This window comes from Streptomyces sp. NPDC030165, assembly GCF_055573595.1.
Genome location: NZ_JBVIBD010000006.1, coordinates 1 through 26,056, shown reverse-complemented (window position 1 = coordinate 26,056; position 26,056 = coordinate 1). Strand labels below are relative to the sequence as shown.

Sequence of the window (26,056 nt, the reverse complement as noted above, 5' to 3'; positions counted from 1 at the left end):
CCGGCCCGGGGCGTCTCACCCTTCCTCAGCGCCGCACGGCCGTTACGCCGCCGCCTCGTCCGCCCGCTGCGCCTTCAGCGCGCGCTCGATGCCGGAGCGGGACTCCGTCACCAGGCGGCGCAGGGCCGCGCTCGGCTCGGCCGAGCCGAGCCAGGCGTCGGTCGCGACCAGCGTCTCCTGGGAGACCTGGAGCGCCGGGTACATGCCGACCGCGATCTGCTGGGCCATCTCGTGGCTGCGCGCGTTCCAGACGTCCTTGACCGTGGCGAAGTACTTCTCCGCGTACGGGGCCAGCAGCTCGCGCTGGTCGGTCTGGATGAAGCCGCTGATGACGGCCTCCTGGACCGCGTTGGGCAGCTTGTCGCTCTCGACGACCGAGGCCCAGGCCTCCGCCTTCGCCTCGGCGGTCGGCCGGGACGCCCGGGCCGCCGCGGCGTGCCGCTCGCCCGCCGAGGTCCGGTCGCGCTCCAGCTCCGCCTCGATGGCCTTGTCGTCGGCGCGGCCGGTCGCGGCCAGCCGCTGCACCAGCGACCAGCGCAGTTCGGTGTCCACGGCCAGGCCGGGGATCTCCTGCGTACCGTCCAGCAGGCCCTGGAGGAGGTCCAGCTGCGCGTCGGTACGGGCCGCCGCGGCGAACGCGCGCGCCCAGGCCAGCTGGTGGTCGCTGCCGGGGGCCGCGGCCCGCAGCTGCTCCAGCGTCGCCCCGGTCCACTTCGCCAGGCCCGTCTCGCGCCAGGCCGGGGCCGCGTACAGGTCCAGCGCCAGCTTCACCTGGCGGTGCAGCGACTGCACGACGCCGATGTCGGACTCCTTGGTGATGCCCGACAGCACCAGCTCCAGGTACTCACGGGTGGGCAGCTCACCGTCCCGCGTCATGTCCCACGCCGACGCCCAGCACAGCGCGCGCGGCAGCGACTCGGTGAAGTCGCCCAGGTGCTCGGTGACGACGCGCAGCGAGTCCTCGTCCAGCCGGACCTTGGCGTACGACAGGTCGTCGTCGTTGAGGAGGATGACGGCGGGACGGGGCGTGTTCGCGGGGAACGGCACCTCGGTGCGCTCGCCGTCCACGTCCAGCTCGATCCGGTTCGTGCGGACGAGCTTGCCGTCCTTCAGGTCGTAGCAGCCGATCGCGATGCGGTGCGGGCGCAGCACCGGCTCGCCCTTGGCACCGGCCGGCAGCGCCGGGGCCTCCTGGCGTACGGCGAAGGAGGCGACCGTGCCGTCCCCGGCGACCTCCAGCTCCGGGCGCAGGACGTTGATGCCGGCCGTCTCCAGCCATGCCTTGGACCAGGTCTTCAGGTCCCGGCCGCTGGTCTCCTCCAGCGCGCCGAGCAGGTCGGACAGGCGGGTGTTCTTGAAGGCATGCGCCTTGAAGTACGCCTGCACGCCCTGGAAGAACTCGTCCATGCCGACATAGGCGACGAGCTGCTTGAGCACGGAAGCGCCCTTGGCGTAGGTGATGCCGTCGAAGTTGACGAGCACGTCGTCCAGGTCGCGGATCTCGGCCATGATCGGGTGCGTGGACGGCAGCTGGTCCTGCCGGTACGCCCAGGTCTTCATCGAGTTCGCGAACGTGGTCCAGGCATGCGGCCAGCGGCTGCCCGGCGCGTGCGCCTGGCAGGCGATGGAGGTGTACGTGGCGAACGACTCGTTCAGCCACAGGTCGTTCCACCACTCCATGGTGACCAGGTCGCCGAACCACATGTGCGCCAGCTCGTGCAGGATCGTCTCGGCCCGCGCCTCGTACGCGGCGTCGGTCACCTTCGAGCGGAAGACGTACTGGTCACGGATGGTCACCGCGCCCGCGTTCTCCATCGCGCCCGCGTTGAACTCCGGCACGAAGAGCTGGTCGTACTTGGCGAACGGGTACGCGTAGTCGAACTTCTCCTCGAACCAGTCGAAGCCCTGCCGCGTGACCTCGAAGATCGCGTCCGCGTCGAGGTGCTCGGCCAGCGACGGACGGCAGTAGATGCCCAGCGGCACCGAACGCCCGTCGCCCTCCCAGGTGCTGTGCACGCTGTGGTACGGGCCGGCGACCAGCGCGGTGATGTAGGTGGAGATCCGCTGCGTCGGCGCGAACCGCCACACGTTGTCCCGCGGCTCCGGCGCCGGCGAGTTGGAGATCACCGTCCAGCCGTCGGGAGCCTTGACGGTGAAGGTGAACGTGGCCTTCAGGTCCGGCTGCTCGAAGCTGGCGAACACCCGGCGGGCGTCCGGAACCTCGAACTGCGTGTAGAGGTACGCCTGCTGGTCGACGGGGTCGACGAAGCGGTGCAGGCCCTCACCGGTGTTGGTGTACGCGCAGTCCGCGACGACCTTCAGCTCGTTACGGCCCTCGCGCAGCCCCGGCAGCGCGATCCGGGAGTCCTCGAACACCGTGCCCGGGTCCAGGCTCTCACCGTTCAGCACCACCTCGTGCACGGCCGGCGCCACCAGGTCGATGAACGATTCCGCACCCGCCTCGGAGGCGTCGAACCGTACCGTGGTCACCGACCGGAAGGTGCCGCCCTCACCCGCCTCCTGCGCGCCGGAGAGGTCCAGATCGATCTCGTACGCGTCCACACTCAGCAGCCGCGCCCGCTGCTGCGCCTCGTCGCGGGTCAGATTCGTGCCAGGCACCCGTTCATCTCCTTCGCATCGGACTTTGGGCCATCCTTCCACGCGGCGCGGGATCACCCGATAGAGGGCAACGACGGATATCGTGCGCCCTGCTCACCGCGCAGGTGCTCGCCGAGGGGTGGGAGGCGCTGCCCGGGCAGGCGCTCATCTCGGACATCTCCAGCTTCGAGCCCAAGGCGGATCTCACCGTCACCACCGAGGACGCGATCCGGGGCAACGTGAATCCCCTCCCCGCCGACCGCGTCGACCTCGTCGTGGAGGTCGTCTCCTCCGACCGGGACAGCGACTACATCAAGAAGCGCTTGTGGTACGCGATGAGCCCGATTTCCGCAGCGACGACGCGCAGCTGTGGGACCGGGGGGCGGGGAGGCGCCCCGCCTCCACGTCCGATTCCCGCCGGAAATCGTCCCGTCGTCCACCCACTCTGTACGTATGACGACGTACACACCCCTCCCCATCCCCGAAGCCGCCCTCCAGGAACTGCGTGTCGCGGACGACTCCGGGCGGGCCATGGAGCCCTTCGCCGCCGGGTCCGTGAGTGACCGGATGGACAGTGTGGGCAGTCCGCTGCGCTGCTGTCTGCGGTCGATCGAAGAAGGCGAGCGGGTCGCGCTCGTCTCGTACGCGCCGTTGCGGCGGTGGGCCGAGGAGGGCCGGGCGCGGCCGGGGGCGTACGACGAGTGCGGGCCGGTGTTCCTCCATGCCGGGGAGTGCGGCGGGCCGGACGCGGGGCGCACCGGGTATCCGTTCGCGCGGCCGGGGGCCCTGCGGACGCTGCGGCGGTACGACGCGGACGGGCACATTGTCGGCGGGCGGTATTTCGAGATTCCCGAGGACGCGGACGCCGGGTTCGACGAGGCCTTCGCGGAGGCGTTCGCGCGGCCGGAGGTGGCGCTGGTGCACGTGCGCGCCCTTGAGTACGGGTGTTTCCACTTCGAGGTGCGGCGGCCGTAGCCCGGCACGACGGTGCCGAGGGGCCCGTACGGAAGGTCCGTACGGGCCCCTCGACACCTGCGGAAACGTCTCAGCCGCGCAGTTCCGCCGCGACCAGCTCCGCGATCTGGACCGCGTTCAGCGCCGCGCCCTTGCGCAGGTTGTCGTTGGAGAGGAACAGGGACAGGCCGTGGTCGACCGTCTCGTCCTTGCGGATGCGGCCCACGTAGGAGGCGTCCTGGCCGGCGGCCTGGAGCGGGGTGGGGATGTGCGAGAGGGCGACGCCGGGGGCGCCGGCCAGCAGCTCGTTGGCGCGCTCCGGGGTGATCTCGCGCTCGAAGCGGGCGTTGACCTGGAGCGAGTGGCCGCTGAAGACCGGGACGCGCACGCAGGTGCCGGAGACCTTCAGCGCCGGGATCTCCAGGATCTTGCGGCTCTCGTTGCGGAGCTTCTGCTCCTCGTCGGTCTCGTTCAGACCGTCGTCGACGATGGAGCCGGCCATCGGCAGCACGTTGAAGGCGATCGGACGCACGTACTTGTCCGGCTCGGGGAAGTCGATGGCCGAGCCGTCGTGGGTGAGCCTGGTCGCGTCCTGCTCGACGGCCTTGCGGACCTGTTCGTCCAGCTCGGCGACGCCCGCCAGCCCGCTGCCGGACACCGCCTGGTAGGTGGCGACGACCAGCGCGGTCAGCCCGGCCTCGGCGTGCAGCGGGCGCAGCACCGGCATGGCGGCCATGGTGGTGCAGTTCGGGTTGGCGATGATGCCCTTGCGGCGCTCGGAGATCGCCTGCGGGTTGACCTCGGAGACGATCAGCGGGACGTCGGGGTCCATGCGCCAGGCGGAGGAGTTGTCGATCACGACCGGGCCGGCGTCGGCGACCTTCGGGGCCAGCGCCTTGGAGGTCGCGCCGCCCGCCGAGAAGAGCACGATGTCCAGGCCGGAGTAGTCCGCGGTGGCCGCGTCCTCGATCGTGATCTCGGTGTCCTGCCACGGGAGCGTACGACCGGCGGAGCGGGCCGAGGCGAACAGTCGCAGCTGCTCCACCGGGAAGTTCCGCTCGGCGAGAATGCCCCGCATCACGCCGCCGACCTGACCGGTGGCTCCGACGATTCCGATCCTCATGGCACTCCTTGTTCGGTACGTACAGCAGCGGAACGGGTGCCGTCGAGGGCACCCGCCCCGTTACTGTCCACTATCTCAGGCCGCTACGGCACGACCTTTTCGATGCGCACGCCGCCGCTGCCCGTGACCGTGCCGGACGCGCTCAGCAGCTGGACCTCGCCGGAGAACTCGCGTCCGGCGGGGGCCGGGCCCGCGACCGAGACCTCGGCCGTGACCTGCGTCGATGTGCCGCTACCCAGCTTCACCTGTTTCGATTCGTCCGTCTTGAGGGAACCGAGCGCGGCGGAGTAATACACATCACGGTAGTCGTAGGCGGTGCTGCCGGCGGGGACCGCGTAGCCGTCCACGACGACGGTGTACGTGCCGGGGGCGGGCCTGGCGATGCTGACCGCCTCGTCCGAGCTGCCGGTCGCCGACGAGGCGACGATCTTGCCGCCGAGCAGGACGCTCAGGTCCAGGTCGGCCTTGGCGTCGGCGGGCGCGCCGATCGCGGCGTCCAGCCGGGACACGCCGCTGCCCACGACGATCCCGTACCGCTGCGACGTGCCTTCCTCGATCGTCGGGCGTTCGGTGCGGGACGAGCCCAGCTCGCCGCCCTTGAGGGTGCCCTCGACGGCGGCGAAGGCGTTGGTGACCTTCCAGGCCACCGGGGCCGGGCTGCCGGCCTTGGCCTCCGGCAGGACGCGGACGGCCGGGTCGAAGGTGACGCCCAGCGCGGACGCGGTGACCGTGTAGGGGTTGTCCAGCAGCGGCGAGGTGCGCCGCGACTCGACCTCGATCTCCCAGACGCCGGGCGCGGGGTTCTTGTAGGTGCGCCGCGTCGGGTCGCAGGTGTTGGCGGGGTTGGGGTGGTTCGGGTAGCAGTTGGGGGTGCCGGTCGGGTCGGCCGGGACGCCCTGCGGGGTGATCGCGATCCAGCGGGTCTGGCTGCCCGCCGCGAGCCCGCTCATCGAGACCTGGAGGGCTTTGGCGCCCTTCGGGACGGTGATGAAGTGGGAGGTGGTGGCGTTGCGCTGGACGGTGCCGGACTTGGCGAGCGCGTGGGTGGGCGCGGCCAGCGGCTCGGCGGCCACGACGGTGGCGAGGATCTTGCGGTCCACGCCCTCGGTGCGCGGGTCGTCCAGGTCCAGGGTGACGCTGTGGATGCCCGCGGTGCGGGGCCTGGCGGTGATCTCGACGGTCACCGGCCGGTTCAGCGGCAGCCAGACCGCGCCGTCCTCGTCCGGCAGGTCGAAGGTGCCGTCGTTGTTGATCAGGTCCAGTTCGTGGCGGACGGGACGGTCGGGGCCGGTGGTACGGGTGAGGGTCACCTCGTAGGTCCGGGACTGCCGCACCTTCAGGCCGCCCTCGCGGTCGTAGAGGCCGGTGCCGTAACCGGGCGTCTTCAGGAAGTCGGACAGGGCCGTCTTCACGGGGGCGCGGACGGTGTACTCATGGGCGGCGGCGCCGTCACGGATCGCGGACCAGGCGGCCCGGATGTCCATCAGGCCGGAGCCCTGCTCGTACGACTGGAAGCCCTTGATCTGCTTGGCGGTCGAGGTGAGCGCGGTACGCAGCTTCGCCGGGGGCAGCGCGACGCGCTGCTGCTTGGCGGCGGACAGCAGCAGGGCCGAGGCGCCGGTGGCCTGCGGTGCGGCCATCGAGGTGCCCTGGAGCATGGCGTAGCCGGGCGGCAGCTCGTAGCCCGCCTCGGCGGTGGGGCCGCCGGGCTCCCAGGTGGGGATGGTGTTGACGGAGGCGCCGGGCGCGGTGATGACCGGGGTGAAGCCGCCGTCCTCGCGCGGGCCGCGGGAGGAGAACGGAAGCATGGCGTACTTCCGCGTCACCGCCGAGCCGTAGTTCGCCGCCCAGGTCTCCTTGGAGATGGACGCGCCGACGTTGATGACCTTGTCGGCCAGGCCGGGGTCGCCGATGGTGTTGGCGCCGGGGCCGCTGTTGCCCGCCGAGATGATCAGCTGCACGCCGTAGGTGTCGATGAGCCGGGTGTACAGCTCGGCGCGGGCGTTGTTGCCGTCGTTGAGCGCGGGCAGGCCGCCGATCGACATGTTGACGATGTCGACACCGCGCTTGGTGACGAGGTCGATCATGCCTTCGGTGAGCGCGATATTGGTGCAGCCGCCACTCCAGGTGCAGGCGCGCGAGGAGACCAGCTCGGCGCCGGGCGCCGCGCCGTTCATCTTCCCGCCGAACAGGCCGTTCGCCGCGGTGATGCCCGCGACGTGGGTGCCGTGCTCGGACTCGACGACGCCGATGTTGACGAAGTCGGCCTTCTTGCCCGCCCAGTCCCCGCCGAGCGGGTCCATCGGGACGTCCTTGCGGATCTCCACCGTGAACGGGATGCGCTCGGCGATCGGGGTGTCCGGCCTGTCCGTGCCGAAGTAGCCGATGCCGAAGCCGTCCTTGTACGGCTTCATGGGCGCGTCGTCGGTGAAGTCGCCGTTGTCGTTCAGGTCCACGCGGACCGTGCCGGCGGCCGGGTCGTACAGCACGCCCCAGCGGTCGGTGGTGTCCCCGTCGCGGTTCAGGTCGCCCTTCATGTCGCCGCCGGTGGTGGCGGCCTCGGCGAAGGTGCTGATCCGGTACGTGCCTTCGGGCGCCTTCCAGGTGCGGCCGCCGTAGGTGAAGGACGGGCCGGAGACGGCGGTGGTCATCGGGCGCCAGGTCTGGTCGCCGTCGCTGACCGGGTCGGTGGCCGTCACCCAGTCGACGATCTTGCGCTCGCCGGTGGTGGTCTTCTGCAGCGCGGGGTGCGCCAGGTCCACGCCGGAGTCGAGGATGCCGATGGTCACGCCGCGGCCGTCGGCCTTCGGGTGGTCACGCACGAAGTCCACCGCGCCGGTCTCGAAGGACGGCTGGTACGGGTTCTTCGCCGGGGTGTCCTTGCCGGGCGCCGGGTGACTTCCGGCCTGCGGCGCGCCCTTGGCCTTGCTGTCCGCGCCGGGCCGCGGGTCCGGCAGCCTGATCTCCTGCCGGAGGTCGATGGCGTGCACGGAGGACAGCTTCTGCATCTGCGCGATGGCCGCGTCGGCCTGGGCGGTGGGCACGGTGGCCCGGACGTAACCGAGCTTGTCGTCCGTACGTCCTACGGAGGCGCCCTTCAGGGCGTCCAGCCCGGCGGTCGCCTGCTCGGTGGAGCCGGGCGCGGTGGCCAGCATCATCGAGACGAACCGGGCGCCGCCGGACTTGGCGCGGGCGAGCAGTTCGGCGTCCTGCGAGCCGAGCTTGTCGTGCGGGGGCTTCGGTACGGCAGCGGTGCCGGCGGATATTCGGGTGCCCGCGTCGCCGTCCGCCGCGTGGGCGGTGCCGGCCGCGGCGAGCGCGGGCCCGGCCGCGGTCGCGACGGCGACGGCCGCGACGGCCGCGATCCGGGCCGTGCGTCTCGCCCGGCCCGCGGGCGGACGTGCTGTGTCGGGGGTCATGGCACACCTCTTCAGGGTGAAGGGTCCGGAAATCGGACCTGTATGACCGCTCAATATGACGTAAGGGGATGGTGTTTGGGGAGGGTTGAGCGCGATCACGCGGGATGCGCGGGGCGTACGTCCGGTGTCGTCACCCGGCGCCCGACCCCTCCCGGACGGCCGCCCGGCTACCCCGTGAGATGAACCTCCGGTGGCCGGGGGCCGCACCCGGCCCGAGGGCCCGGTGACCATCGGCGCGCGCCGTGATCCCTGTGCGGCGATCGGCGGCAGGCGTTGCGGCGCGGTTCACCCCTGGGTCATGCCCGCTGCCGACGCTCCCTGGAGAGAGGGCGGTTGCGCCCACCCGGCGCGCCGCCCCCGCCGCCGCCCGTCCGTATCAGGGAGCTCGTGCATGTCCCGTACACGGTCCGCCGCCCCCGCAACCGCCCCCGGATCACCCACCGTCGGCCGCCGGGCCTTTCTCGCCGCCACCGGTGCCGTCGGCGCCACGACCGCGCTCGCGCTGGCGTACGGGCCCGGTGCCGCCCCGGCCGGCGCGGGGCCGAGACCGGCCCCGCCCCTCGTCGCGCCGGAGCCGGTCACCGCGCCGCCCGTTCCCCGCGTGCCCTACACCGAAGGCACCACCCTCGCCTCGGTGGCCACCCCGGGCGGCGCCCCGGCCGGATACCGCAGGCTCGCCGAAGGCCCCGGCTGGGACCGCGCCGTACGCCGCGACCTCGCCGCCGCGCGGCCGGGGCGGGACGACCGGCGCACCGTACTGGCCGCGTTCGTGCAACTCACCGACCTGCACGTGGTCGATGTGCAGCACCCGCTGCGCTACGAGTACCTGCGGGTGCGGTCCGCGGGGGCCTGGCGCCCGCAGGAGGCGCTGTCCGTCGCGGGCGCGGTCTCCCTCGTGGAGCGCGTCAACAGCCTGCCCGGCGGGCCCGCCACCGGGGCGCCGCTGTCCTTCGCGATGACCACCGGCGACAACACGGACAACAACGCCGGCATCGAACTCGACTGGTTCCTGACCGCGCTGAGCGGCGGCCGGATCACCCCCAACTCGGGCGACCCGCGGCACTACGAAGGCGTGCAGAACAGCGGCCATCCGCTCTACTGGCAGCCCGACAGCGCCCTGCGCGACACCGACAAACTGCGCGGCTTCCCCTCAGTTCCCGGCTTCCTGGAGGCGGCGACCCGTACGGTCACCAGCCCCGGACTGCACCTGCCCTGGTACTCGACCGTCGGCAACCACGACTCGCTGCCCGCGGGCTGCTGCGCCCCGGACGACCCGTTCCTGGCGGAGATCGCGACCGGCGGGCGCAAGCTGGAACTGCTGCCGCCCGACGAGGCGATCCGCGCCTACCTGGCGGTGCGCCACGGGCCGGGCCCCGGCAGGCGGGAGTTCGCGGACCTGCTGAAGGCGCACGGGAAGCGGGCGCGCTCCGTCACCCCGGACGAGCGCCGCGTCCCCTTCACCCGTGCCGCGTACCTGCGCGCGCACCTGGATCCCCGGTACACCGGCCCCGGCCCGTACGGCCACGGCTACACGGCGGCCGACCTCGAAGCGGACCGGCTCCACTACACGTTCCGCATCGCGGAGGACGTGGTGGGCATCAGCCTCGACACCACCGACCCCGGCGGCCACCACACCGGCTCCGTCGGTTCCGGTCAGCTGCGCTGGCTGGACCGTACGCTGCGGGCGCACGCCTACGAGCACGTCCTCGTCTTCAGCCACCACACCAGTACGTCCATGGACAACACCCTGCCCGACCCGTCCCGCCCGGCCGAGCGGCGGCACAGCGGGCCCGAGCTGGTCGCGCTGCTCTCCCGGCACCGCAACGTGCTGGCGTGGATCAACGGGCACAGCCACCGCAACCGCGTCACCCCGCATGGCACCTTCTGGGAGGTCACCACCGCGTCCCACATCGACTTCCCGCAGCTCGCCCGGGTCGTGGAGGTGACGGACAACCGCGACGGCACGCTGTCCCTGTTCACCACGCTCGTGGAGTCGCACGCGCCGCACCGTACGGACTTCGGCGACCTGTCGCAGCGGGGCCTGGCGGCGCTCTACCGCGAACTGTCCTGCAACGCCCCCGGAGCCCGCAGCGATCTCGCCGGTGACCCGGGCGACCGCAACACCGAGCTGCTGCTGAGGCGGCGCTGAACGATGCGCCCACACACACCTTGGGGCGGCGTCAGCGCGGCAGCACCACCACGTACGGCCCCGGCTCATGGTCGTCCGCCGCCATCAGAGCCGTACGGACCACCGCCGCCTGCTGCTCCGGGGCGTCCCGCAGCTTGCGCGGGGTGACGTGGACGACGGTGATACCCAGCCGCTCCAGGTGCTCACGCTTGCGGACGTACTGCGCCCGCAGAGCGTCGTCCTCCTGGCGCGGCACCCGGGCGTCGATCTCCACGGCCACCGCCTGCTCCGGCCAGTACGCGTCCACCCCGCCCAGATGCGGACCGCCCGGCAGCCGCAGGTCCACGCTCCACAGCGGGTCCGGCAGGCCGTACCGCCGCACCAGCTCGTACAGCCGGCCCTCGGCCAGCGCGCGGCCCTCGGCCAGCAGCGCGTGTACAGCGTCCACCACGTGCGGCAGGTTCAGCAGCCGTGACTGGCTGAACTCCCGCACGACCGCGCTCGCTTCGCAGTGGCCGCCGCGCACCGCCTCGGTCAGCAGCCGGCCGACCGTGCAGGCGTCCGAGAGCCCGCCGACGGCGTCCGCCAGTGCCCGGGGCACGGGGGCGACCGGCACACCGGTGACCTGCTGCGGCGGCGGCATCACCTGGGCCCGGACGACCCGCGCGAAGCCGGTGGTGCGCAGCCGCCGGGTACGCGGCACCAGGACGTCGATACGGTCCAGGGAGAGCAGCGGGGGAGCGGAGGAGAACCGGTGCAGGGCCAGCGCCGCCAGCCCGGTGATCATCGGCTCCCCGTCGGGCGCCGTACCGCCCTGCGCGGGGACGGAGGGCGGCCGGCTCGCCGCGTACAGCAGCACCGCGTGCAGGCGTTCCTCGCTGGTGGGTGGCCCGGGGTGGAGCAGGTGCACGCCGGGCAGCACCTGCTGCCAGGGGCCGCCGGGGCGGCACCGCTCGGCGGCCTCCGCCGCGCCGATGCCGTGCTCGCGCAGTTGACGGGTGGTCAGTACGCGGGGTCCGGTGGCGGAGCGGTCGTGCAGCGGACGGGGGGAGAGCGGGGTGGGAGACTCCCCGCCGGAGGTTGGGGAAGTGTGGTTCATACCCCGGCCATTCCCGCCGCCGTACGGCCTTCAACGCCTGTTACACGCCCGTCGACAAACCCGGACAACGCCGTCCTAAAGTACGGGCGTTCGACTGCCGAAAATCGCTGGTCCGGGCGGAGTTGACGCGCCTGCGCGCGCCCGGGCTCGCGACCGGGAACCGCACGCAGGCGCCCGTGGACCTCCGTACGCGAGCACCGACGGATCCCTGCGCGCGAGCGCCAACGGCTCACGTACGGAACGCCATGTGCTCACGTACCGGGCGCCGACGGCTACCGCGCCGCCTGCGCGTCGCAGGCCTGCGCCCGCAGCGCCCGTGCCAGGTCGTCGCGCGACTCCGACACCAGCCGCCGCAGCGCGGGCGGCGCCTCCGGGTGCCCGGCCAGCCAGGCGTCCGCCGCGTCCAGCGTCTCCTGGCGGTCCTGGTGGACCGGGAACAGGCCCCGGACCACGGCCATGCCGATCTCGATCGACCGCTCCCGCCACACCCGCTCGACGGCCGCGAAGTACCGCGGCGCGTACGGGGCCGTCAGCTCACGCTGCGACGCCTGCACGAAGCCGGAGATGGTCGCCTCGACCAGCGCGTTGGACAGTTCGTCGGACTCCACCACGTCCGCCCAGGCCCGCGCCTTGACCTCGGCTGAGGGCCGGGCGGCCAGGCACCGTACGTGGTGGCGGCGGCCGGAGGCGGTGTCGTCGCGCCGCAGTTCGGTGTCGATGGCGGCCTGGTCGGCGGCGCCGTGCGCGGCCAGCGGCTCCAGGATCGTCCAGCGCAGCTCCTGGTCCACCTCCAGGCCGTCGATCTTCGCCGTACCGTCCAGCAGGCCCTGGAGCAGCTGGAGGTCGGCGGCCGTGGTGGCCACCGAGGCGAAGAACCGCGCCCAGGACAGCTGGTGCCCGCTGCCCGGTTCGGCCAGCCGCAGTTCGTGCAGCGCGCCCTGCGCCAGCTCCTGCGCGGCCTGGTCGCGGTGGCCGGCCGCCGTGTAGTGCGTGAGCGCGTAGCCGGCCTGGGCGTGCAGCGACTGGAGCACGCCGATGTCCGACTCGCGGCCCGCGAAGCGCAGGACGAGGTCGAGGTAGTCGCGGGCGGGCATCAGCCCGTCGCGGGTCAGGCCCCACACCGCGGACCAGCACAGCGCGCGCGAGAGCGGCTCGGTGATCTCGCCGAGGTGACCGCGCAGCGTGGCCAGCGACCGCTCGTCGAACCGGGCCTTGCAGTACGTCAGGTCGTCGTCGTTGACCAGGATCAGCTCCGGGCGGTCGGCGCCGGTCAGCTCGGTGACGACCGTGCGCGGGCCGGAGACGTCCAGCTCGGCGCGGGCGTAGCGGACCAGGGCGCCGTCCGCGTTCTCCCGCCGGTACAGGCCCACGGCCACTCGGTGCGGGCGCAGTTCGGGGCGCTCGGGGGAGGCCTCCTGGAGGATGCTCAGTTCGGTGATGCGGTCCTCGGCGTCGTACGTGGCCTGCGGGGACAGCGCGTTGACGCCCGCGGTCTCCAGCCAGGCGCGCGACCAGGTGGCCAGGTCGCGTCCCGAGGTCTCCTCCAGGACGGACAGCAGGTCGGCCAGGCGCGTGTTGCCGTACGCGTGCCGCTTGAAGTAGCGCCGCGCGCCCTCCAGGAACGCGTCCCGCCCCACGTACGCCACGAGCTGCTTGAGGACGGCCGCGCCCTTGGCGTACGTGATGCCGTCGAAGTTGAGCTTGGCGTCCTCCAGGTCGCGGATGTCGGCCGTGACCGGGTGGGTGGAGGGGAGCTGGTCGGCGCGGTACGCCCAGGCCTTGCGGCCGTTGGCGAAGGTGATCCAGCCGTTGGTGAAGCGGGTCGCCTCCACCAGGGACAGTGCGCCCATGAAGTCGGCGAACGACTCCTTGAGCCACAGGTCGTCCCACCACCGCATGGTCACCAGGTCGCCGAACCACATGTGTGCCATCTCGTGCAGGATGACGTTGGCCCGGCGCTCGTACGACGCGTCCGTCACCTTGCCGCGGAAGACGAACTCCTCGCGGAAGGTGACGCAGCCCGGGTTCTCCATCGCGCCGATGTTGTACTCGGGCACGAACGCCTGGTCGTACTTGCCGAAGGGGTACGGGTAGTCGAAGTGGTCGTGGAAGAAGTCCAGGCCCTGCTTGGTGACGGTGAAGATGTCCGCGGGGTCGAAGTGCCGCGACAGTCCCTTGCGGCACAGCGCGCCGAGCGGGATCTCCAGTTCCGTGCCGTCGTCGAGGGTGCGCCGGTAGGTGTCCGAGACGTAGTGGTACGGGCCGGCGACGACGGCCGTGATGTACGTCGAGATCGGCTGCGTCTCGGCGAACCGGTACGTGCCCGCCTCGGGCTCGCCCACCAGGGCGCCGTTGCTGAGCACCACCCAGCCGTCGGGCGCGGTCACCTCGAAGCGGAACGGGGCCTTCAGGTCGGGCTGTTCGAAGGTGGCGAAGACCCGGCGGGCATCGGCCGGCTCGTACTGCGTGTAGAGGTAGACCTCGCCGTCCTCCGGGTCCACGAAGCGGTGCAGGCCCTCGCCGGTCCGGCTGTACGCGCACTGCGCGTCGACCACCAGGGTGTTCTCCGCCGCCAGGTCCGCCAGGGCGACCCGGGTGCCGTCGAAGACCTCCGCCGGGTCCAGCTCCCGGCCGTTGAGGGTGACGGCGGTGACGGACGGCGCCACGAGGTCGGCGAAGGTGGCGGCGCCGGGCTCGGCGCACCGGAAGCGCACGGTGGTGCGTGAGCGGAAGGTCCGCGCGGCCTCGCCCTCGCCGACCGCGGAGCGCAGGTCCAGCGCCACGTCGTACCCGTCGACGCTCAGCAGTGCTGCCCGCTCCCGGGCCTCGTCTCGGGTCAGATTCTCACCGGGCACGACGTGACTCCCTCGTCCTCGTCTCGTATATCGAACACTGGGAATCATGGCACGCCGGACCCCGGTTGAAGCCGGTGACCGATCCTCCGATCGGCCGCCGCCCCGTACGCCCGAGGAGCAACCGTGTCCCAGACCGCTGCCGCAACCGGCCGCACCCCGGCCGACTTCTGGTTCGACCCGTCCTGCCCGTGGGCGTGGCTGACCTCCCGCTGGATGCTGGAGGTGGAGAAGGTGCGCCCGGTGGACGTGCGCTGGCACGTGATGAGCCTGGGGGTGCTGAACGAGGACAAGCTCGACGAGCTGCCGGAGGAGTACCGCGAACGGAACCGCCCCGGCGGCGTGGTGTGGGGCCCGGTGCGCGTGTGCGTCGCCGCCGAGCAGCAGTACGGCCAGGAGGCACTGGCCCGCCTCTACACGGCGCTCGGCACCCGCTTCCACCACCAAGGCCTGCCCCGTACGAAGGAGATGATCGCGGCCGCCCTGGAGGAGGCCGGACTGCCCGCCGAGCTGGCCGACGCGGCGGACACCGACACGTACGACAAGGAACTGCGCGCCTCCCACAAGGCCGGAATCGACCTGGTGGGGCAGGACGTCGGCACCCCGGTCATCGCCGTCCCCGGCGCCGACGGCGAGCAGATCGCCTTCTTCGGCCCGGTCGTCACCCCGGCCCCCAAGGGCGAACAGGCCGCCCAGCTGTGGGACGGCACCCTGATGGTCGCGTCCGTCCCGGGCTTCTACGAGATCAAGCGGACGCGGACGCGGGGGCCGGTCTTCGACTGAGCCGCCGCGCCGCCCCGGGACGGGCATCCGTGCCGCCCTGCCGCCCGGGCCCACAGAAAGACCCCCGTGAGTCATGTCCTCACGGGGGTCTCTCCTTCATCCGCCTGCCGGGTGAAGGTTGAGAAGACGATCACGAGGCAGGACGCTCACCGGGGCGCCACGGGGCGCCGGGCTCAGGGAGCGATCAGCAGGACGTTGGAGCGCTCCTTGGCGGCCGCGTAGCGCTTGGCGACGTCCTGCCAGTTCACGACGCGCCACATCGCCTCGATGAAGTCCACCTTCTGGTTCTTGTACTGGAGGTAGAAGGCGTGCTCCCAGGCGTCGAAGACCAGGATCGGGACCGAGCCCTGGCCGACGTTGCCCTGGTGGTCGTAGATCTGCTCGACGATCAGGCGGCCGGTGATCGGCTCGTAGGCCAGGACGCCCCAGCCGGAGCCCTGGGTGGTGGCCGCGGCCTTGGTCAGCTGGGCCTTGAACTTGGCGAACGAGCCGAAGTTCTCCGCGATGGCGTCCGCGAGCTCGCCCACGCCGTCCTTGTCCAGCGGCTCGCCGCCGCCGTCACCGGTCATGTTGTGCCAGTAGATGCTGTGCAGGATGTGGCCGGAGAGGTGGAACGCGAGGTTCTTCTCCAGGCCGTTGATCGAGCCCCACTGGTCCTTGTCGCGCGCCTCGGCGAGCTGCTCCAGGGTGTCGTTGGCGCCCTTGACGTATGCGGCGTGGTGCTTGTCGTGGTGCAGCTCGATGATCTCGGGGCTGATGACGGGTTCGAGCGCCGCGTAGTCGTACGGAAGTTCCGGAAGATTGTAGGTGGCCATGTCGAGCCCTCCAGCTGCTTACGACCTTTAATTGCAATCGACTTGCAACTGCACGCTACCAGCATGAGTGATCACGAAGCGGCCGAGGGGCGGGTTCTGGGCCAAAAGAAGGAGGCGGTGCCCGACCTCGGTCCGAGGTCGGGCACCGCCTCCGAAAAGCGCGGCGCATTCGGGTGAGGTAAGCCTTACCGCACTTTGATTTTGGTGAGGTAAGCCTTACTTGCGCTTACCCGGCGACGTCCTTTTGACGCGCCATTCGCTGCTTGGCGAGACCGACGGCGATGAGCACAACCGCGAATCCGCCCGTGAAGTACAACTGCACGCGCTGGTTCTCGTCCCGCAGCATCAGCAGCAGCACCGCCACCACACCCGCCAGCGCCACCCACGTCAGGACCGGGAAGAGCCACATCCGTACGACCAGCTTCTGCGGCGCCTCGCGCTCCAGGCGGCGGCGCATCCGCAGCTGGGCGACGGCGATGAAGCCCCACACGACGAGGATCGCCGCACCCACCATGTTGAGCAGCCACTGGAAGACGGTCTCCGGCCACCAGTAGCTGAACAGCACCGCGAGGAAGCCGAACGCGGAGCAGAGGACCACCGCGCGGCGCGGCACGCCGCCGCTGACGGTGCGCAGGAAGCGCGGGCCCTGGCCGCGGGAGGACAGGGAGTGCGCCATCCGGGAGGAGCCGTAGATGTTGGCGTTCATCGCGGACAGCAGCGCGATCAGGATGACGACGTTCATGATCTGGCCGGCCGCGGGGATGTGCAGGTAGTCCAGGACCGCGACGTACGGGCCGTTCTTGGCGATGTCCGCGTTGTCCCAGGGGATGACGGTGACGATGACCGCCATCGAGCCGACGTAGAACAGGGCGATCCGCCACATCGCGGTGCGCACGGCGCGCGCCACGCCGCGTACCGGGTCCTTGGACTCGGCGGCGGCGATCGTCACCGTCTCCAGGCCGCCGTAGGCGAAGACGGAGGCCAGCAGGCCGATCACCAGGCCCTCGGAGCCGTTGGGCAGGAAGCCGCCGTCGCCGGTCAGATGCGTGACGCCGGGGGCGGAGGTGCCGGGCAGTACACCGAAGATGGCGAGCAGGCCGAGGACGAGGAAGATGCCGATCGCGGTGATCTTCAAGGCGGCGAACCAGAACTCGAACTCGCCGAAGTTGCTGACTGCCGCCAGGTTGGCACCGCAGAGGACCGCCATGAACAGCAGCACCCACATCCAGGGCTGCGTGTCCGGGAACCACCCCGTCATGATCCCGGCGGCGCCGATCGCCTCGACGGCCACCGCCACACAGAGCTGCGCGGTGAACATCCAGCCCGTGGTCAGGCCGGCCCACGGGCCGATCGAGCGCCCGGCGTGCACGGAGAACGAGCCGGAGGCGGGGCTGGCCGCCGCCATCTCGCCCAGCATCCGCATCACCAGCATGACCAGGCAGCCGGAGACGGCGTAGGCGAGGACGATCGAGGGGCCGGCCGCCGCGATGCCTTCCTTGGAGCCGACGAACAGCCCGGCGCCGATCACACCGCCGAGGGCGATCATCGACAGATGGCGCTGCTTGAGCCCGTTGGACAGCGGGGAGCCGGCCCCTGGGCCCGCCGCGGCGGCGGTGCCGTCCGTGCCAGGTCCGGCGCCCGGGACCTGGCCGGTCCGCTCGCGCTCGGGCGTGGTGGACGAAGGTGTCCGATTCATGGTCGTACCTGTCCCATTAAGTGAGAGCGGAGCGAGACGATCGACGGAAAACGCGCTCAGTTTGAGTGTCTGTGTCCGCTGAGGGCAACAGTCGTGCAGCAGTTGTTCGGTATTCAGACGTGATCGTGACCGGCCGTATTCACACCGTTGTGAGACGTGACCCTGGGTATTTCCGGAGCGGAAGTGGGGCGGCCGATTCCGGCCTGCCACCGCGCCCCGCGGCGGCGCGACGGACGCCCGTCAGCGGCCGGACCGCCGCATCCGCAGCTCCCGCAGGCCCGCGATCGCCAGCACCGCGCCGGTCGCGGCGGCCGACCACAGCAGCTGCGGCCGCGCACCGTCGTCGGTCAGCATCAGCACCAGCACCGCCACCATGGCCGCCAGCGCCGTCCACGTCAGATACGGGAAGCCCCACATGCGCAGGGTCAGCTTCTCCGGCGCCGTGCGCTCGATCTGCCTCCGCAGCCGCAGCTGCGACACCGCGATCAGGGCCCAGACGAACAGCAGCACCGCGCCGACCGCGTTGAGCATGTAGAGGAAGACCGTGTCCGGCCACAGCAGGTTCAGCAGCACCGAGACGAAGCCGAACGCCACCGAGGACAGCACCGCCCTGCGCGGCACCCCGCCCGCCGTCACCTTCAGCAGCGAGCGCGGCGCCTCGCCCCGCTCGGCCAGCGAGAAGACCATCCGCGAGGACCCGTAGAGGTTGGCGTTGAGCGCCGACAGCAGCGCCACGAACACCACCACGTTCATGATCTGGCCCGCACCCGGCACACCGATGCTGTCCAGCACCGCCACGTACGGGCTCTTGCCCGGCTGCATCGACGACCACGGCAGCAGGGTCACGACGACCAGCATCGAGCCCACGTAGAAGAAGAGGATGCGCCACACCGCGCTGCGCACCGCGCGCGCCACGTTGCGCGCCGGGTCGTCGGACTCGGCCGCGGCGATGGTGACGACCTCCAGGCCGCCGAAGGCGAAGGCGACGGCGAGGACGCCGGAGACCACGCCCTGCCAGCCGTTGGGCAGGAAGCCGCCCTGACCGGTGAGATTGGCCAGCCCGACCGCGTCGGTGTCCGGCAGCACACCGAAGATCGCGAGCAGGCTGAGCGCCAGGAACAGCACGATCGCGGCGACCTTCAGCGTCGCGAACCAGAACTCGAACTCGCCGAAGCTCTTGACCGCGGTGAGGTTGGCGGCCGTGAACACCAGCATGAAGATCAGCACCCAGCCCCACTGCGGGACCGCGGGCACCCACCCGTTCGCGATCTGCGCCGCACCGGTGGCCTCCACCGCCAGCACCACCACCAGCAGGAACCAGTACAGCCAGCCCACGCTGAAACCCGCCCAGCGGCCCAGCGCACGCTCCGCGTGCACCGAGAACGCGCCGGACGCGGGCATCGCCGAGGACATCTCACCCAGCATCCGCATGATCAGCATGGCCAGCGCGCCCGCGATCAGATACGAGAGGACGATCCCGGGGCCGGCCACCGCGATGCCGGCGCCGGAGCCCACGAACAGGCCCGCGCCGATCACCCCGCCCAGCCCGAGCATGGTCAGGTGGCGCTGTTTGAGCCCGGCGGACAGCGGTTCTCGCTCGCCGGCGCCCTCGCCCGGCGGTGGCGTTCCGGTGGCGGTGGGTGCGTCGTGCATGGGCTCGTACTCTCGCAAAGGGTCTTTGGGGGAACCCCACAGGGTTCCGCGTTGTGCCCCAGTTTCCCCGCCCGCCGCGCGCTACCACAAAATGCGCACCCGTCCGGGGTGCGGGCCGTGATGAGCATCACGTGACCTGCGAAGACCGCTGACGAGGCGGTACGGCCCGGCGCCGTTGGCGTTGTACGGAACTCTCCAAGGACACCATTGCGCCTTTGTCGCCGCCACACGATGATCGGCTCAGGGGCGCTGGACTAACGTCATCGCGTCCCACCTGTCCCCGCTGAACCTCACACCCCGCGGAGTTCCGATGAGCACTGCTGACGCAACCACCAGGCCCGGTGCGGTCCTCGCCGATCTGCTGCCCGCGGCGGACGCCACCCGCGCTCGCGTCCGCGACGCCGCACTGGTCGTCGGCGGCGCCGCGCTCACCGGCATCGCCGCGCAGATCGCCCTCCCGGTCCCCGGCTCCCCGGTCCCGGTCACCGGCCAGACCTTCGCCGCCCTGCTCGTCGGCGCCTCGCTCGGCGCGGGCCGCGGCTTCGTGTCGCTCGCGCTGTACGCGCTGCTCGGCATGGCGGGCCTGCCCTGGTTCGCGAACGGTGCCTCCGGAGCGGGCGGCGCGACCTTCGGTTATGTCCTCGGCATGCTGCTCGCCTCGACCGCGGTGGGCGCGCTGGCCCGCCGCGGCGGCGACCGCGGCGCGCTGCGCACGGCCGGCACGATGGCGGCCGGCACGGCCCTGATCTACGCGGTCGGCGTCCCCTTCCTGGCGCTGAGCACCGGCATGTCGCTGGGCCAGGCGGTCGCGGCCGGCCTCGCCCCCTTCCTGGTCGGTGACGCCATCAAGGCCGCGCTGGCGATGGGCGCGCTGCCCACCGCGTGGAAGCTGCTCGGCCGCCGCGGCTGACACCGCGCGCGCCGTCCCTCCGTACGGAACCGGACCGGGCCCCGTACCACCGCCTCGCGTGGTGGTACGGGGCCCGGCGGCATTCCGCAGGCGTACGGCCCGTACGGCTCACTTCGCCCCGTACGCCCCGTACGCCCCGTGCTCACCTGTGCGTCGACCTGCGGGTGGTGACCCACACCCCGGCACCGCCGAGGAGCAGCAGGCCCGCGGCGGCGCCCGCCAGCGGCAGGACCGACGGCGTGCCGGTCTCGGGCAGCCGCTCCCCGGGAATCGCGGTCGCCGACTCCGACGGGGACGGTGCGGTGGTCGCCGAACCGTCCGGCACATTCACGGTGTTGAGCATCAGTGGTGTGTCCGGCGCGTCGGACACCGGATTCCGGGTGCCGAAATTCACCGGCCCCTGCTGCCACAGCAAGGTCTCCGTGTTTCCCAGTGTCACCGGCAGACAGATCTGTCCCTGCTTGTCGAGATCGAAATGTGCGGAGACGTCGAACGTTCGGCTCTTTCCGCTCGCCAGTGAGCCGATGGCGCAGGTGTACGCGCTGTTCGCACCCTCCGGCAGCCGCGCCTTCGGCACCTTCGTGCACCCGGCCACGTTCCGCACCGTCAGCCCCTGGAAACCGGCGACCGTCAGCCGTACGGCACCGGTGGCGGTGTCCCCCTTGTTGGTGACCTTGGCGGTCAGCCCGGTCTTCCCGGTGCTGTTGTCGACGGAAATCCGCTGCGGCAGTTCCGTGGTGATCCGATAGCCCGCCGGCGCGCTCGGGCCGGCCTTGCCGCCCGCGCTGCTGCCCGGAGCGGGATCGGCCGCGAAGGCCGCGGAACCGGCCGGCAGCGCCAGCGTGGCCGCCACCGCGGCCACCACGAACGCGCGTTTTCCCTGTCGGGTTGCGTACATTCCTGAACCCCCCTTTTCCCCGTCCTCGACCGAGGTATTTGATGGGTACCACAAGATTCCGCGGGTGCTGTGGGGGCTGGGCATGGTGGGGAATGCGAGCGAGGTGGGGCCCGGGCGTCTGGCAGCCGGCCGTTACCGCCTGCTGGAATTGATCGGACGCGGCGGAATGGGGCGGGTCTGGCGCGCCCAGGAGGAAATTCTCGACCGGTGGGTCGCGGTCAAGGAAATACATATCGGCGAACACGCCGGCGAGGAAAGCGTGGTGCAGCGCGAACGCAGTCTGCGCGAGGCCCGCGCCACCGCCCGTATCGACCATCCGAACGTGGTGCGGGTCCACGACGTGGCCGAGGAGGGCGACCGGCTGTGGATCGTCATGCAGCTCGTCCAGGCCCGTTCCCTGGAGCAGGTCCTCACCCCAGGACGGCCCGCTGGCCCCGGAGGCGGCGGCCCGGGTCGGCACGGGACTAGGGCGCTTCTGATGGATCTCCGTGGCCTCGCGACGCCCGGCACGCGCCCTCGCCGCACGGTGTGAAGGGACAGGTGGCTCCGCCACCTGTCCCTTCACACCGCACTCCCCCAAGCTCTTCGAGCAGGGGGACCCCCAAGCGCACGCACCGAACGCCGCTCGGTGCCCTCCACGGAGATCCATCAAAAACGCCCTAGCCCGCGCCCTGCGCGAGGTGCACGCCGTGGGCGTACTTCACCAGGACATCAAGCCCGGCAACGTCCTGCTCGACGACCGCGGCACGGTGGTGCTCACCGACTTCGGCATCGCCGCCATGCAGGACGCCACCGCGCTGACCATGGCCGGCATGCTCATCGGCTCGCCGGACTACATGGCGCCCGAGCGGGTCGCGGGCCAGGAGCAGGGGCCGCCCTCCGACCTGTGGTCGCTGGGCGCCACCCTGTGTGCCGCGGTCGCGGGCCAGTCCCCGTTCACCCGTGCCACCACCCTCGCCACGCTCCACGCCGTCCTGCACGAGGAGCCCGCCATCCCGCCCGCCGCGGGCCCGCTGCGCGAGGTGCTGACCGCCCTGCTGAACAAGGCACCCGAGGCGCGCCCCACCCTCGACGAGGTCGAGGCGCGCCTCGACCCGCTGGTCCGCCGGGGCGCGGCGGCGAACCCGACGGCGCCGATGAACCCGGCGGGGGCCGTGGACGTCCGTACGCCCACGGTGGCCGATCCGGCGCCGGCCGCGTCACCGGAACAGGAAGCTCCGGCCGAAGCCCCCGAAGCCCGTACGGCCTCTGGCCCCGACCCGGAACCCCCGCCCGCTCCTTCGGCCCCGCCGACCCCCTCCGCCCACCCCCGCCGCAAACGCCCCGCCCTGCTCGCCGCCACCGGTGTCCTCGCGTCGGCCGCCGCGGTCGTGGTGATCCTCGTCGCGACGCAGGGCGCGGATTCCGGCGGAACAGCCGGAACCGGAACCGCTACCGGCCGGCCCTCCACCGCCGGCGCGAACACCGGTACGGGCACCGGCAGCGGCGACCCGGCCGCCACGTCCGGCCTCCGCCGTACCGAGAACGGCTTCAGCTGGGTGCCGCCGGCCGGCTGGAACCGCACCGAGGAGTCCACCAGCGACGTCACGTACAGCACGAAGGACGGGTCCACGCTCGTCTCGGCGCGCCAGGGCCCGTCCTCCGGCGGTGATCTGCTGACGATCTGGCAGCAGTACGAGGCCGAGCAGCACGACGTGCCGGGCTACCGCAGGATCCGGCTGGAGCGCACCACCTTCCAGGGGCACCCCGCCGTCGTCTGGGAGTTCGCCCACACGCGCGACGGCAGGCCGGCGCACGGGCGGCAGCTCGGCTTCCGTGCCGGGAACCGGACCTACCAGCTCAACCTCTGGTACCGGGATTCCGCCGAAGCCGCCGCCCTGCGCGCCTACGACCGGGTCAAGGAGTCCTTCCGGACGTCTCCCTGACCTTCCGGGCCGCCGCCCACCGCGCCGGCGGCGCCCGCCCCGCCGCCCTTGGCGCGCCGCCGGCGGTCCAGTACCAGGCCGAGGATCAGCACGACCACGGCCGCGACCACCGACAGCACCATCTGCTTGCGCCCGTCGGGGCTGTAGAACATGTAGCCGACGACGAAGAGGATCAGCGCGATCGTCGCGTACGTCAGGTACGGGTACAGCCACATCCGTACGGTCAGCCGCTCCGGCATCTCCCGCTCGATGACCTTGCGCATCCGCAGCTGCGAGAAGCAGATGACCAGCCAGACGAAGAGGGCCACCGCGCCGGAGGAGTTCAGCAGGAACTCGAAGACGGTGTCCTTCGAGGTGTAGCTGAAGATCGTCGCGACGAAGCCGAAGGCCACCGACGCCCAGATGGCGGTCGCCGGGACGCCGCCCTTGTTCACCCGCGCGAAGGACTTCGGCGCGTCGCCGCGCTCGCCGAGCGAGAACGCCATCCGGGAGGCCGTGTAGAGACCGGAGTTCAGGCAGGACAGCACGGCGGTGAGCACCACGACGTCCATCACGGTGCCGGCCGCCGGGATGTCCAGCGACCTCAGCACGGCCACGTACGGGCTCTTGTCGAGCGCCGGGTCGTCCCACGGCAGCAGCGTCACGATCACCGCGATCGAGCCGAGGTAGAACAGCGCGATCCGCCAGATGACGCTGTTGACGGCCTTGCGGACGGCCTGCACCGGGTTGGGCGACTCACTGGCCGCCAGGGTGACGATCTCGCTGCCCATGAAGGAGAAGACCACCAGCAGCATGCCGGAGAGGATCGCGCCGGGCCCGTTCGGCAGGAACCCGCCGTGGCCGGTCAGGTTCGCCATGCCCACCGCGTGGTCACCGGGCGGCAGCCCGAAGATCGCCAGCGCGCCGATCACGATGAACACCACGATCGCGACGACCTTGATGCCGGCGAACCAGAACTCGAACTCGCCGAACGAGCCGACGGAGATCAGGTTGGTGCCGGTCAGCACGATCATCACCAGCAGCGCCCACGCCCACTGCGGGACGGCGGGGACCCAGCCGGTGAGGATCGAGGCGGCGGCGGTCGCCTCGACGGCCAGCACGACCGACCAGAAGAACCAATACAGCCAGCCGATGGTGAAGCCCGCCCAGCGGCCCAGCGCCCGGTCCGCGTACGCGGAGAACGAGCCCGAGGTGGGGGAGGCGGCCGCCATCTCGCCGAGCATCCGCATCACCAGGACGACCAGCAGGCCGGTCAGCGCGTACGAGATCAGGATGCCGGGACCGGCGGCCGCGATGCCCGCGCCGGAGCCCACGAACAGGCCCGCGCCGATCACGCCGCCGATGGCGATCATCGACAGATGGCGGTTCTTGAGACCTGCCTGAAGACCGTCGGGAGACTGGCCTCCGCCGGGGCCGCCGGGGTCACCGGCGGCCTTGCCCGCGTTCATGGTCGGCGGATGCGCGCCCATGTGCACCGTCCTTCTGTGGTTCTCGGTGTCGAGTCCCCGCATTAGAACTGCGTTAACGGGCGTTTTGGAAGATCTGAATCCGGATCGTTGCGTGGATCTCATTTCCGCACGTCACCGCGTGTACACCGCACGTATGGCGGCGGGGGGACCCGGCGACACCTACCCCCGGCCCGGTGGACCACACGTCCGTGCAACACTCAGCACATGCGCGTGTATCTCGGCTCCGACCATGCCGGTTTCGAACTGAAGAACCACCTCGTCGAGTGGCTCAAGGCCCACGGCCACGAGCCCGTCGACTGCGGCCCGCACATCTACGACGCCCAGGACGACTACCCGCCGTTCTGCCTGCGCGCCGCCGAGCGGACCGCCGCCGACCCGGAGAGCCTGGGCGTCGTCATCGGCGGCTCGGGCAACGGCGAGCAGATCGCCGCCAACAAGGTCAAGGGCGTACGGGCGGTGCTCGCCTGGAGCGAGGAGACCGCCAAGCTGGGCCGCGAGCACAACAACGCCAACGTGATCTCGGTCGGCGGCCGGATGCACACCCAGGACGAGGCGACGAAGTTCATCGAGGCGTTCCTGGCCACGCCGTACTCGGACGAGGAGCGGCACACCCGCCGCATCGAGATGCTCGCCCGCTACGAGACCACCGGTGAGCTGCCGGACATCCCGGCCCACCACCCGCAGCAGGGCTGAGCCCGCCTGCCCCTGCCGCCCGCGCCGCCACTGGCGCGGGCGGACGCCGTACGGTCCCCTTCCACCCCGCCGAGGAGGCGTCGAGCCATGCCCGAGGGGCACACGATCCACCGCCTCGCGCTGGACCACCGTGCGCTCTTCGAGGGCGCGCCGGTCCGGGCGAGCAGCCCCCAGGGCAAGTTCTCCGACAGCGCGGCGCTGATCGACGGCCAGGTCATGACCACCGCCGAGGCGCACGGCAAGCACCTCTTCCTCGGCTTCGGGCCCGCCGGGTGGGTCCACATCCACCTCGGCCTCTTCGGCAAGCTGAACTTCGGCGACGCCCCCGCGCCGCCGCCCACCGACACCGTACGGCTGCGGCTGGCCAACGGCACCGCCTACGCGGACCTGCGCGGGCCCACCGCCTGCGCGCTGCTCACGGACGCCGGGAAGCAGGCGATACACGACCGGCTCGGGCCCGACCCGCTGCGCCCCGAGGACGACGGCGAGCGCGCCTGGGCGCGGATCTCCCGCAGCCGTACGTCCGTCGCGGCGCTGCTGATGGACCAGAAGGTGATCGCGGGCGTCGGCAACGTCTACCGCGCCGAGGTCCTCTTCCGGCACGGCATCGATCCGTACCGCGCCGGGCGTGATCTTCTCCGGTCCGAATGGGACGCCATCTGGGCGGACCTGGTCGCGCTGATGCGCGAAGGCGTCCGGCACAACCGCATCGACACGGTCCGCGCCGAACACCTCCCCGAGGCCATGGGCCGCCCGCCGCGCGTCGACGACCACGGCGGCGAGGTCTACGTCTACCGCCGAGCCCGCCAGGAGTGCCACATCTGCCGCTCCGCGATCCGCACCGCGGCCCTGGCCAACCGCAACCTCTTCTGGTGCCCCGCCTGCCAGCCGAAGTGAGCAGCGGGCCGCGCCGGGGAGCGTCCGACGGGCCAGGGCCCCGGGCCTCCTAGGGCGTTTCTGATGGATCTCCGTGGAGGGCACCGAGCGGCGTTCGGTGCGTGCGCTTGGGGGTCCCCCTGCTCGAAGAGCTTGGGGGAGTGC

The 26,056-nt window shown here is 71.7% G+C and carries 18 protein-coding genes; 8 read left to right on the top strand and 10 right to left on the bottom strand.

Features of this window, described 5'->3' with window-relative positions:
- Window positions 1-42: 42 nt before the first annotated feature.
- Entirely contained in the window at window positions 43-2,619 is a 2,577-nt protein-coding gene (gene pepN, locus ACZ4Z1_RS13280) for an aminopeptidase N (RefSeq protein WP_468486699.1), read from the bottom strand.
- A 432-nt stretch (window positions 2,620-3,051) separates the two neighbouring features.
- Here pepN (ACZ4Z1_RS13280) and ACZ4Z1_RS13275 point away from each other — a divergent pair, with 432 nt between their 5' ends.
- Window positions 3,052-3,573, top strand: coding sequence for a DUF1203 domain-containing protein (locus ACZ4Z1_RS13275; RefSeq protein WP_468486698.1), 522 nt, complete (start codon window positions 3,052-3,054; stop codon window positions 3,571-3,573).
- 70 nt (window positions 3,574-3,643) lie between these two features.
- Here ACZ4Z1_RS13275 and ACZ4Z1_RS13270 read toward each other — a convergent pair whose 3' ends face one another.
- Window positions 3,644-4,675, bottom strand: coding sequence for an aspartate-semialdehyde dehydrogenase (locus ACZ4Z1_RS13270; RefSeq protein WP_468486697.1), 1,032 nt, complete (start codon window positions 4,673-4,675; stop codon window positions 3,644-3,646).
- A gap of 83 nt (window positions 4,676-4,758) precedes the next feature.
- Window positions 4,759-8,094 (bottom strand): S8 family serine peptidase, encoded by a 3,336-nt coding sequence (locus tag ACZ4Z1_RS13265; RefSeq protein ID WP_468486696.1) that lies wholly within the window; start codon window positions 8,092-8,094, stop codon window positions 4,759-4,761.
- A gap of 391 nt (window positions 8,095-8,485) precedes the next feature.
- Here ACZ4Z1_RS13265 and ACZ4Z1_RS13260 point away from each other — a divergent pair, with 391 nt between their 5' ends.
- On the top strand, window positions 8,486-10,243 hold the full coding sequence (locus ACZ4Z1_RS13260) for a TIGR03767 family metallophosphoesterase (protein ID WP_468486695.1): 1,758 nt from the start codon (window positions 8,486-8,488) through the stop codon (window positions 10,241-10,243).
- 31 nt (window positions 10,244-10,274) lie between these two features.
- Here the strand turns inward: ACZ4Z1_RS13260 and ACZ4Z1_RS13255 are convergent, their stop codons facing one another.
- Both ACZ4Z1_RS13255 and pepN (ACZ4Z1_RS13250) read right to left on the bottom strand, forming a co-directional pair.
- Window positions 10,275-11,321, bottom strand: coding sequence for a hypothetical protein (locus tag ACZ4Z1_RS13255; RefSeq protein WP_468486694.1), 1,047 nt, complete (start codon window positions 11,319-11,321; stop codon window positions 10,275-10,277).
- Between the two features lie 272 nt (window positions 11,322-11,593).
- Window positions 11,594-14,176 (bottom strand): aminopeptidase N, encoded by a 2,583-nt coding sequence (gene pepN, locus ACZ4Z1_RS13250; RefSeq protein WP_468486693.1) that lies wholly within the window; start codon window positions 14,174-14,176, stop codon window positions 11,594-11,596.
- A gap of 123 nt (window positions 14,177-14,299) precedes the next feature.
- Between pepN (ACZ4Z1_RS13250) and ACZ4Z1_RS13245 the strand changes: the two genes are divergently transcribed.
- Window positions 14,300-14,956, top strand: coding sequence for a mycothiol-dependent nitroreductase Rv2466c family protein (locus ACZ4Z1_RS13245; RefSeq protein ID WP_468486692.1), 657 nt, complete (start codon window positions 14,300-14,302; stop codon window positions 14,954-14,956).
- Between the two features lie 173 nt (window positions 14,957-15,129).
- Here the strand turns inward: ACZ4Z1_RS13245 and ACZ4Z1_RS13240 are convergent, their stop codons facing one another.
- The 3 genes from ACZ4Z1_RS13240 to ACZ4Z1_RS13230 form a co-directional block, all read right to left on the bottom strand.
- The gene (locus tag ACZ4Z1_RS13240) at window positions 15,130-15,771 is read right to left on the bottom strand and encodes a superoxide dismutase (RefSeq protein WP_031001846.1); all 642 of its coding nucleotides are present in this window, start codon (window positions 15,769-15,771) and stop codon (window positions 15,130-15,132) included.
- A 226-nt stretch (window positions 15,772-15,997) separates the two neighbouring features.
- On the bottom strand, window positions 15,998-17,467 hold the full coding sequence (locus ACZ4Z1_RS13235; RefSeq protein WP_468486691.1) for an amino acid permease: 1,470 nt from the start codon (window positions 17,465-17,467) through the stop codon (window positions 15,998-16,000).
- Window positions 17,468-17,707: 240 nt separating this feature from the next.
- Window positions 17,708-19,120, bottom strand: coding sequence for an amino acid permease (locus tag ACZ4Z1_RS13230; RefSeq protein ID WP_468486690.1), 1,413 nt, complete (start codon window positions 19,118-19,120; stop codon window positions 17,708-17,710).
- Window positions 19,121-19,430: 310 nt separating this feature from the next.
- Between ACZ4Z1_RS13230 and ACZ4Z1_RS13225 the strand changes: the two genes are divergently transcribed.
- Window positions 19,431-20,030 (top strand): biotin transporter BioY, encoded by a 600-nt coding sequence (locus tag ACZ4Z1_RS13225; RefSeq protein WP_468486689.1) that lies wholly within the window; start codon window positions 19,431-19,433, stop codon window positions 20,028-20,030.
- Between the two features lie 142 nt (window positions 20,031-20,172).
- On the opposite strand, the gene ACZ4Z1_RS13220 is transcribed toward ACZ4Z1_RS13225, so the two are convergent.
- A complete protein-coding gene (locus ACZ4Z1_RS13220; protein WP_468486688.1) occupies window positions 20,173-20,928 on the bottom strand; it encodes a hypothetical protein in 756 nt (251 codons plus the stop codon).
- Window positions 20,929-20,992: 64 nt separating this feature from the next.
- Here ACZ4Z1_RS13220 and ACZ4Z1_RS13215 point away from each other — a divergent pair, with 64 nt between their 5' ends.
- The gene (locus ACZ4Z1_RS13215; protein WP_468486687.1) at window positions 20,993-21,460 is read left to right on the top strand and encodes a protein kinase domain-containing protein; all 468 of its coding nucleotides are present in this window, start codon (window positions 20,993-20,995) and stop codon (window positions 21,458-21,460) included.
- Between the two features lie 157 nt (window positions 21,461-21,617).
- On the top strand, window positions 21,618-22,853 hold the full coding sequence (locus ACZ4Z1_RS13210) for a protein kinase domain-containing protein (protein ID WP_468486686.1): 1,236 nt from the start codon (window positions 21,618-21,620) through the stop codon (window positions 22,851-22,853).
- Here ACZ4Z1_RS13210 and ACZ4Z1_RS13205 read toward each other — a convergent pair.
- Window positions 22,814-24,322, bottom strand: a complete 1,509-nt coding sequence (locus ACZ4Z1_RS13205) for an amino acid permease (RefSeq protein WP_468486685.1) — start codon at window positions 24,320-24,322, stop codon at window positions 22,814-22,816. The two genes, ACZ4Z1_RS13210 and ACZ4Z1_RS13205, sit on opposite strands and share 40 nt — an antisense overlap.
- Before the next feature lie 204 nt (window positions 24,323-24,526).
- Here ACZ4Z1_RS13205 and ACZ4Z1_RS13200 point away from each other — a divergent pair, with 204 nt between their 5' ends.
- Window positions 24,527-25,015 (top strand): ribose-5-phosphate isomerase, encoded by a 489-nt coding sequence (locus tag ACZ4Z1_RS13200; protein ID WP_468486684.1) that lies wholly within the window; start codon window positions 24,527-24,529, stop codon window positions 25,013-25,015.
- An 87-nt stretch (window positions 25,016-25,102) separates the two neighbouring features.
- Complete coding sequence (locus tag ACZ4Z1_RS13195; protein WP_468486683.1) at window positions 25,103-25,912, top strand: Fpg/Nei family DNA glycosylase; 810 nt, start codon at window positions 25,103-25,105, stop codon at window positions 25,910-25,912.
- Window positions 25,913-26,056 lie beyond the last annotated feature (144 nt).

Coding starts and splice junctions, on each gene's coding strand:
- ACZ4Z1_RS13220 (WP_468486688.1), bottom strand. CDS start 20,928: ATGTACGCAACCCGACAGGGAAAACGCGCGTTCGTGGTGGCCGCGGTG.
- ACZ4Z1_RS13270 (WP_468486697.1), bottom strand. CDS start 4,675: ATGAGGATCGGAATCGTCGGAGCCACCGGTCAGGTCGGCGGCGTGATG.
- ACZ4Z1_RS13260 (WP_468486695.1), top strand. CDS start 8,486: ATGTCCCGTACACGGTCCGCCGCCCCCGCAACCGCCCCCGGATCACCC.
- ACZ4Z1_RS13230 (WP_468486690.1), bottom strand. CDS start 19,120: ATGCACGACGCACCCACCGCCACCGGAACGCCACCGCCGGGCGAGGGC.
- ACZ4Z1_RS13275 (WP_468486698.1), top strand. CDS start 3,052: ATGACGACGTACACACCCCTCCCCATCCCCGAAGCCGCCCTCCAGGAA.
- ACZ4Z1_RS13205 (WP_468486685.1), bottom strand. CDS start 24,322: ATGGGCGCGCATCCGCCGACCATGAACGCGGGCAAGGCCGCCGGTGAC.
- ACZ4Z1_RS13255 (WP_468486694.1), bottom strand. CDS start 11,321: ATGAACCACACTTCCCCAACCTCCGGCGGGGAGTCTCCCACCCCGCTC.
- ACZ4Z1_RS13200 (WP_468486684.1), top strand. CDS start 24,527: ATGCGCGTGTATCTCGGCTCCGACCATGCCGGTTTCGAACTGAAGAAC.
- ACZ4Z1_RS13195 (WP_468486683.1), top strand. CDS start 25,103: ATGCCCGAGGGGCACACGATCCACCGCCTCGCGCTGGACCACCGTGCG.
- ACZ4Z1_RS13265 (WP_468486696.1), bottom strand. CDS start 8,094: ATGACCCCCGACACAGCACGTCCGCCCGCGGGCCGGGCGAGACGCACG.
- ACZ4Z1_RS13235 (WP_468486691.1), bottom strand. CDS start 17,467: ATGAATCGGACACCTTCGTCCACCACGCCCGAGCGCGAGCGGACCGGC.
- ACZ4Z1_RS13225 (WP_468486689.1), top strand. CDS start 19,431: ATGAGCACTGCTGACGCAACCACCAGGCCCGGTGCGGTCCTCGCCGAT.
- ACZ4Z1_RS13240 (WP_031001846.1), bottom strand. CDS start 15,771: ATGGCCACCTACAATCTTCCGGAACTTCCGTACGACTACGCGGCGCTC.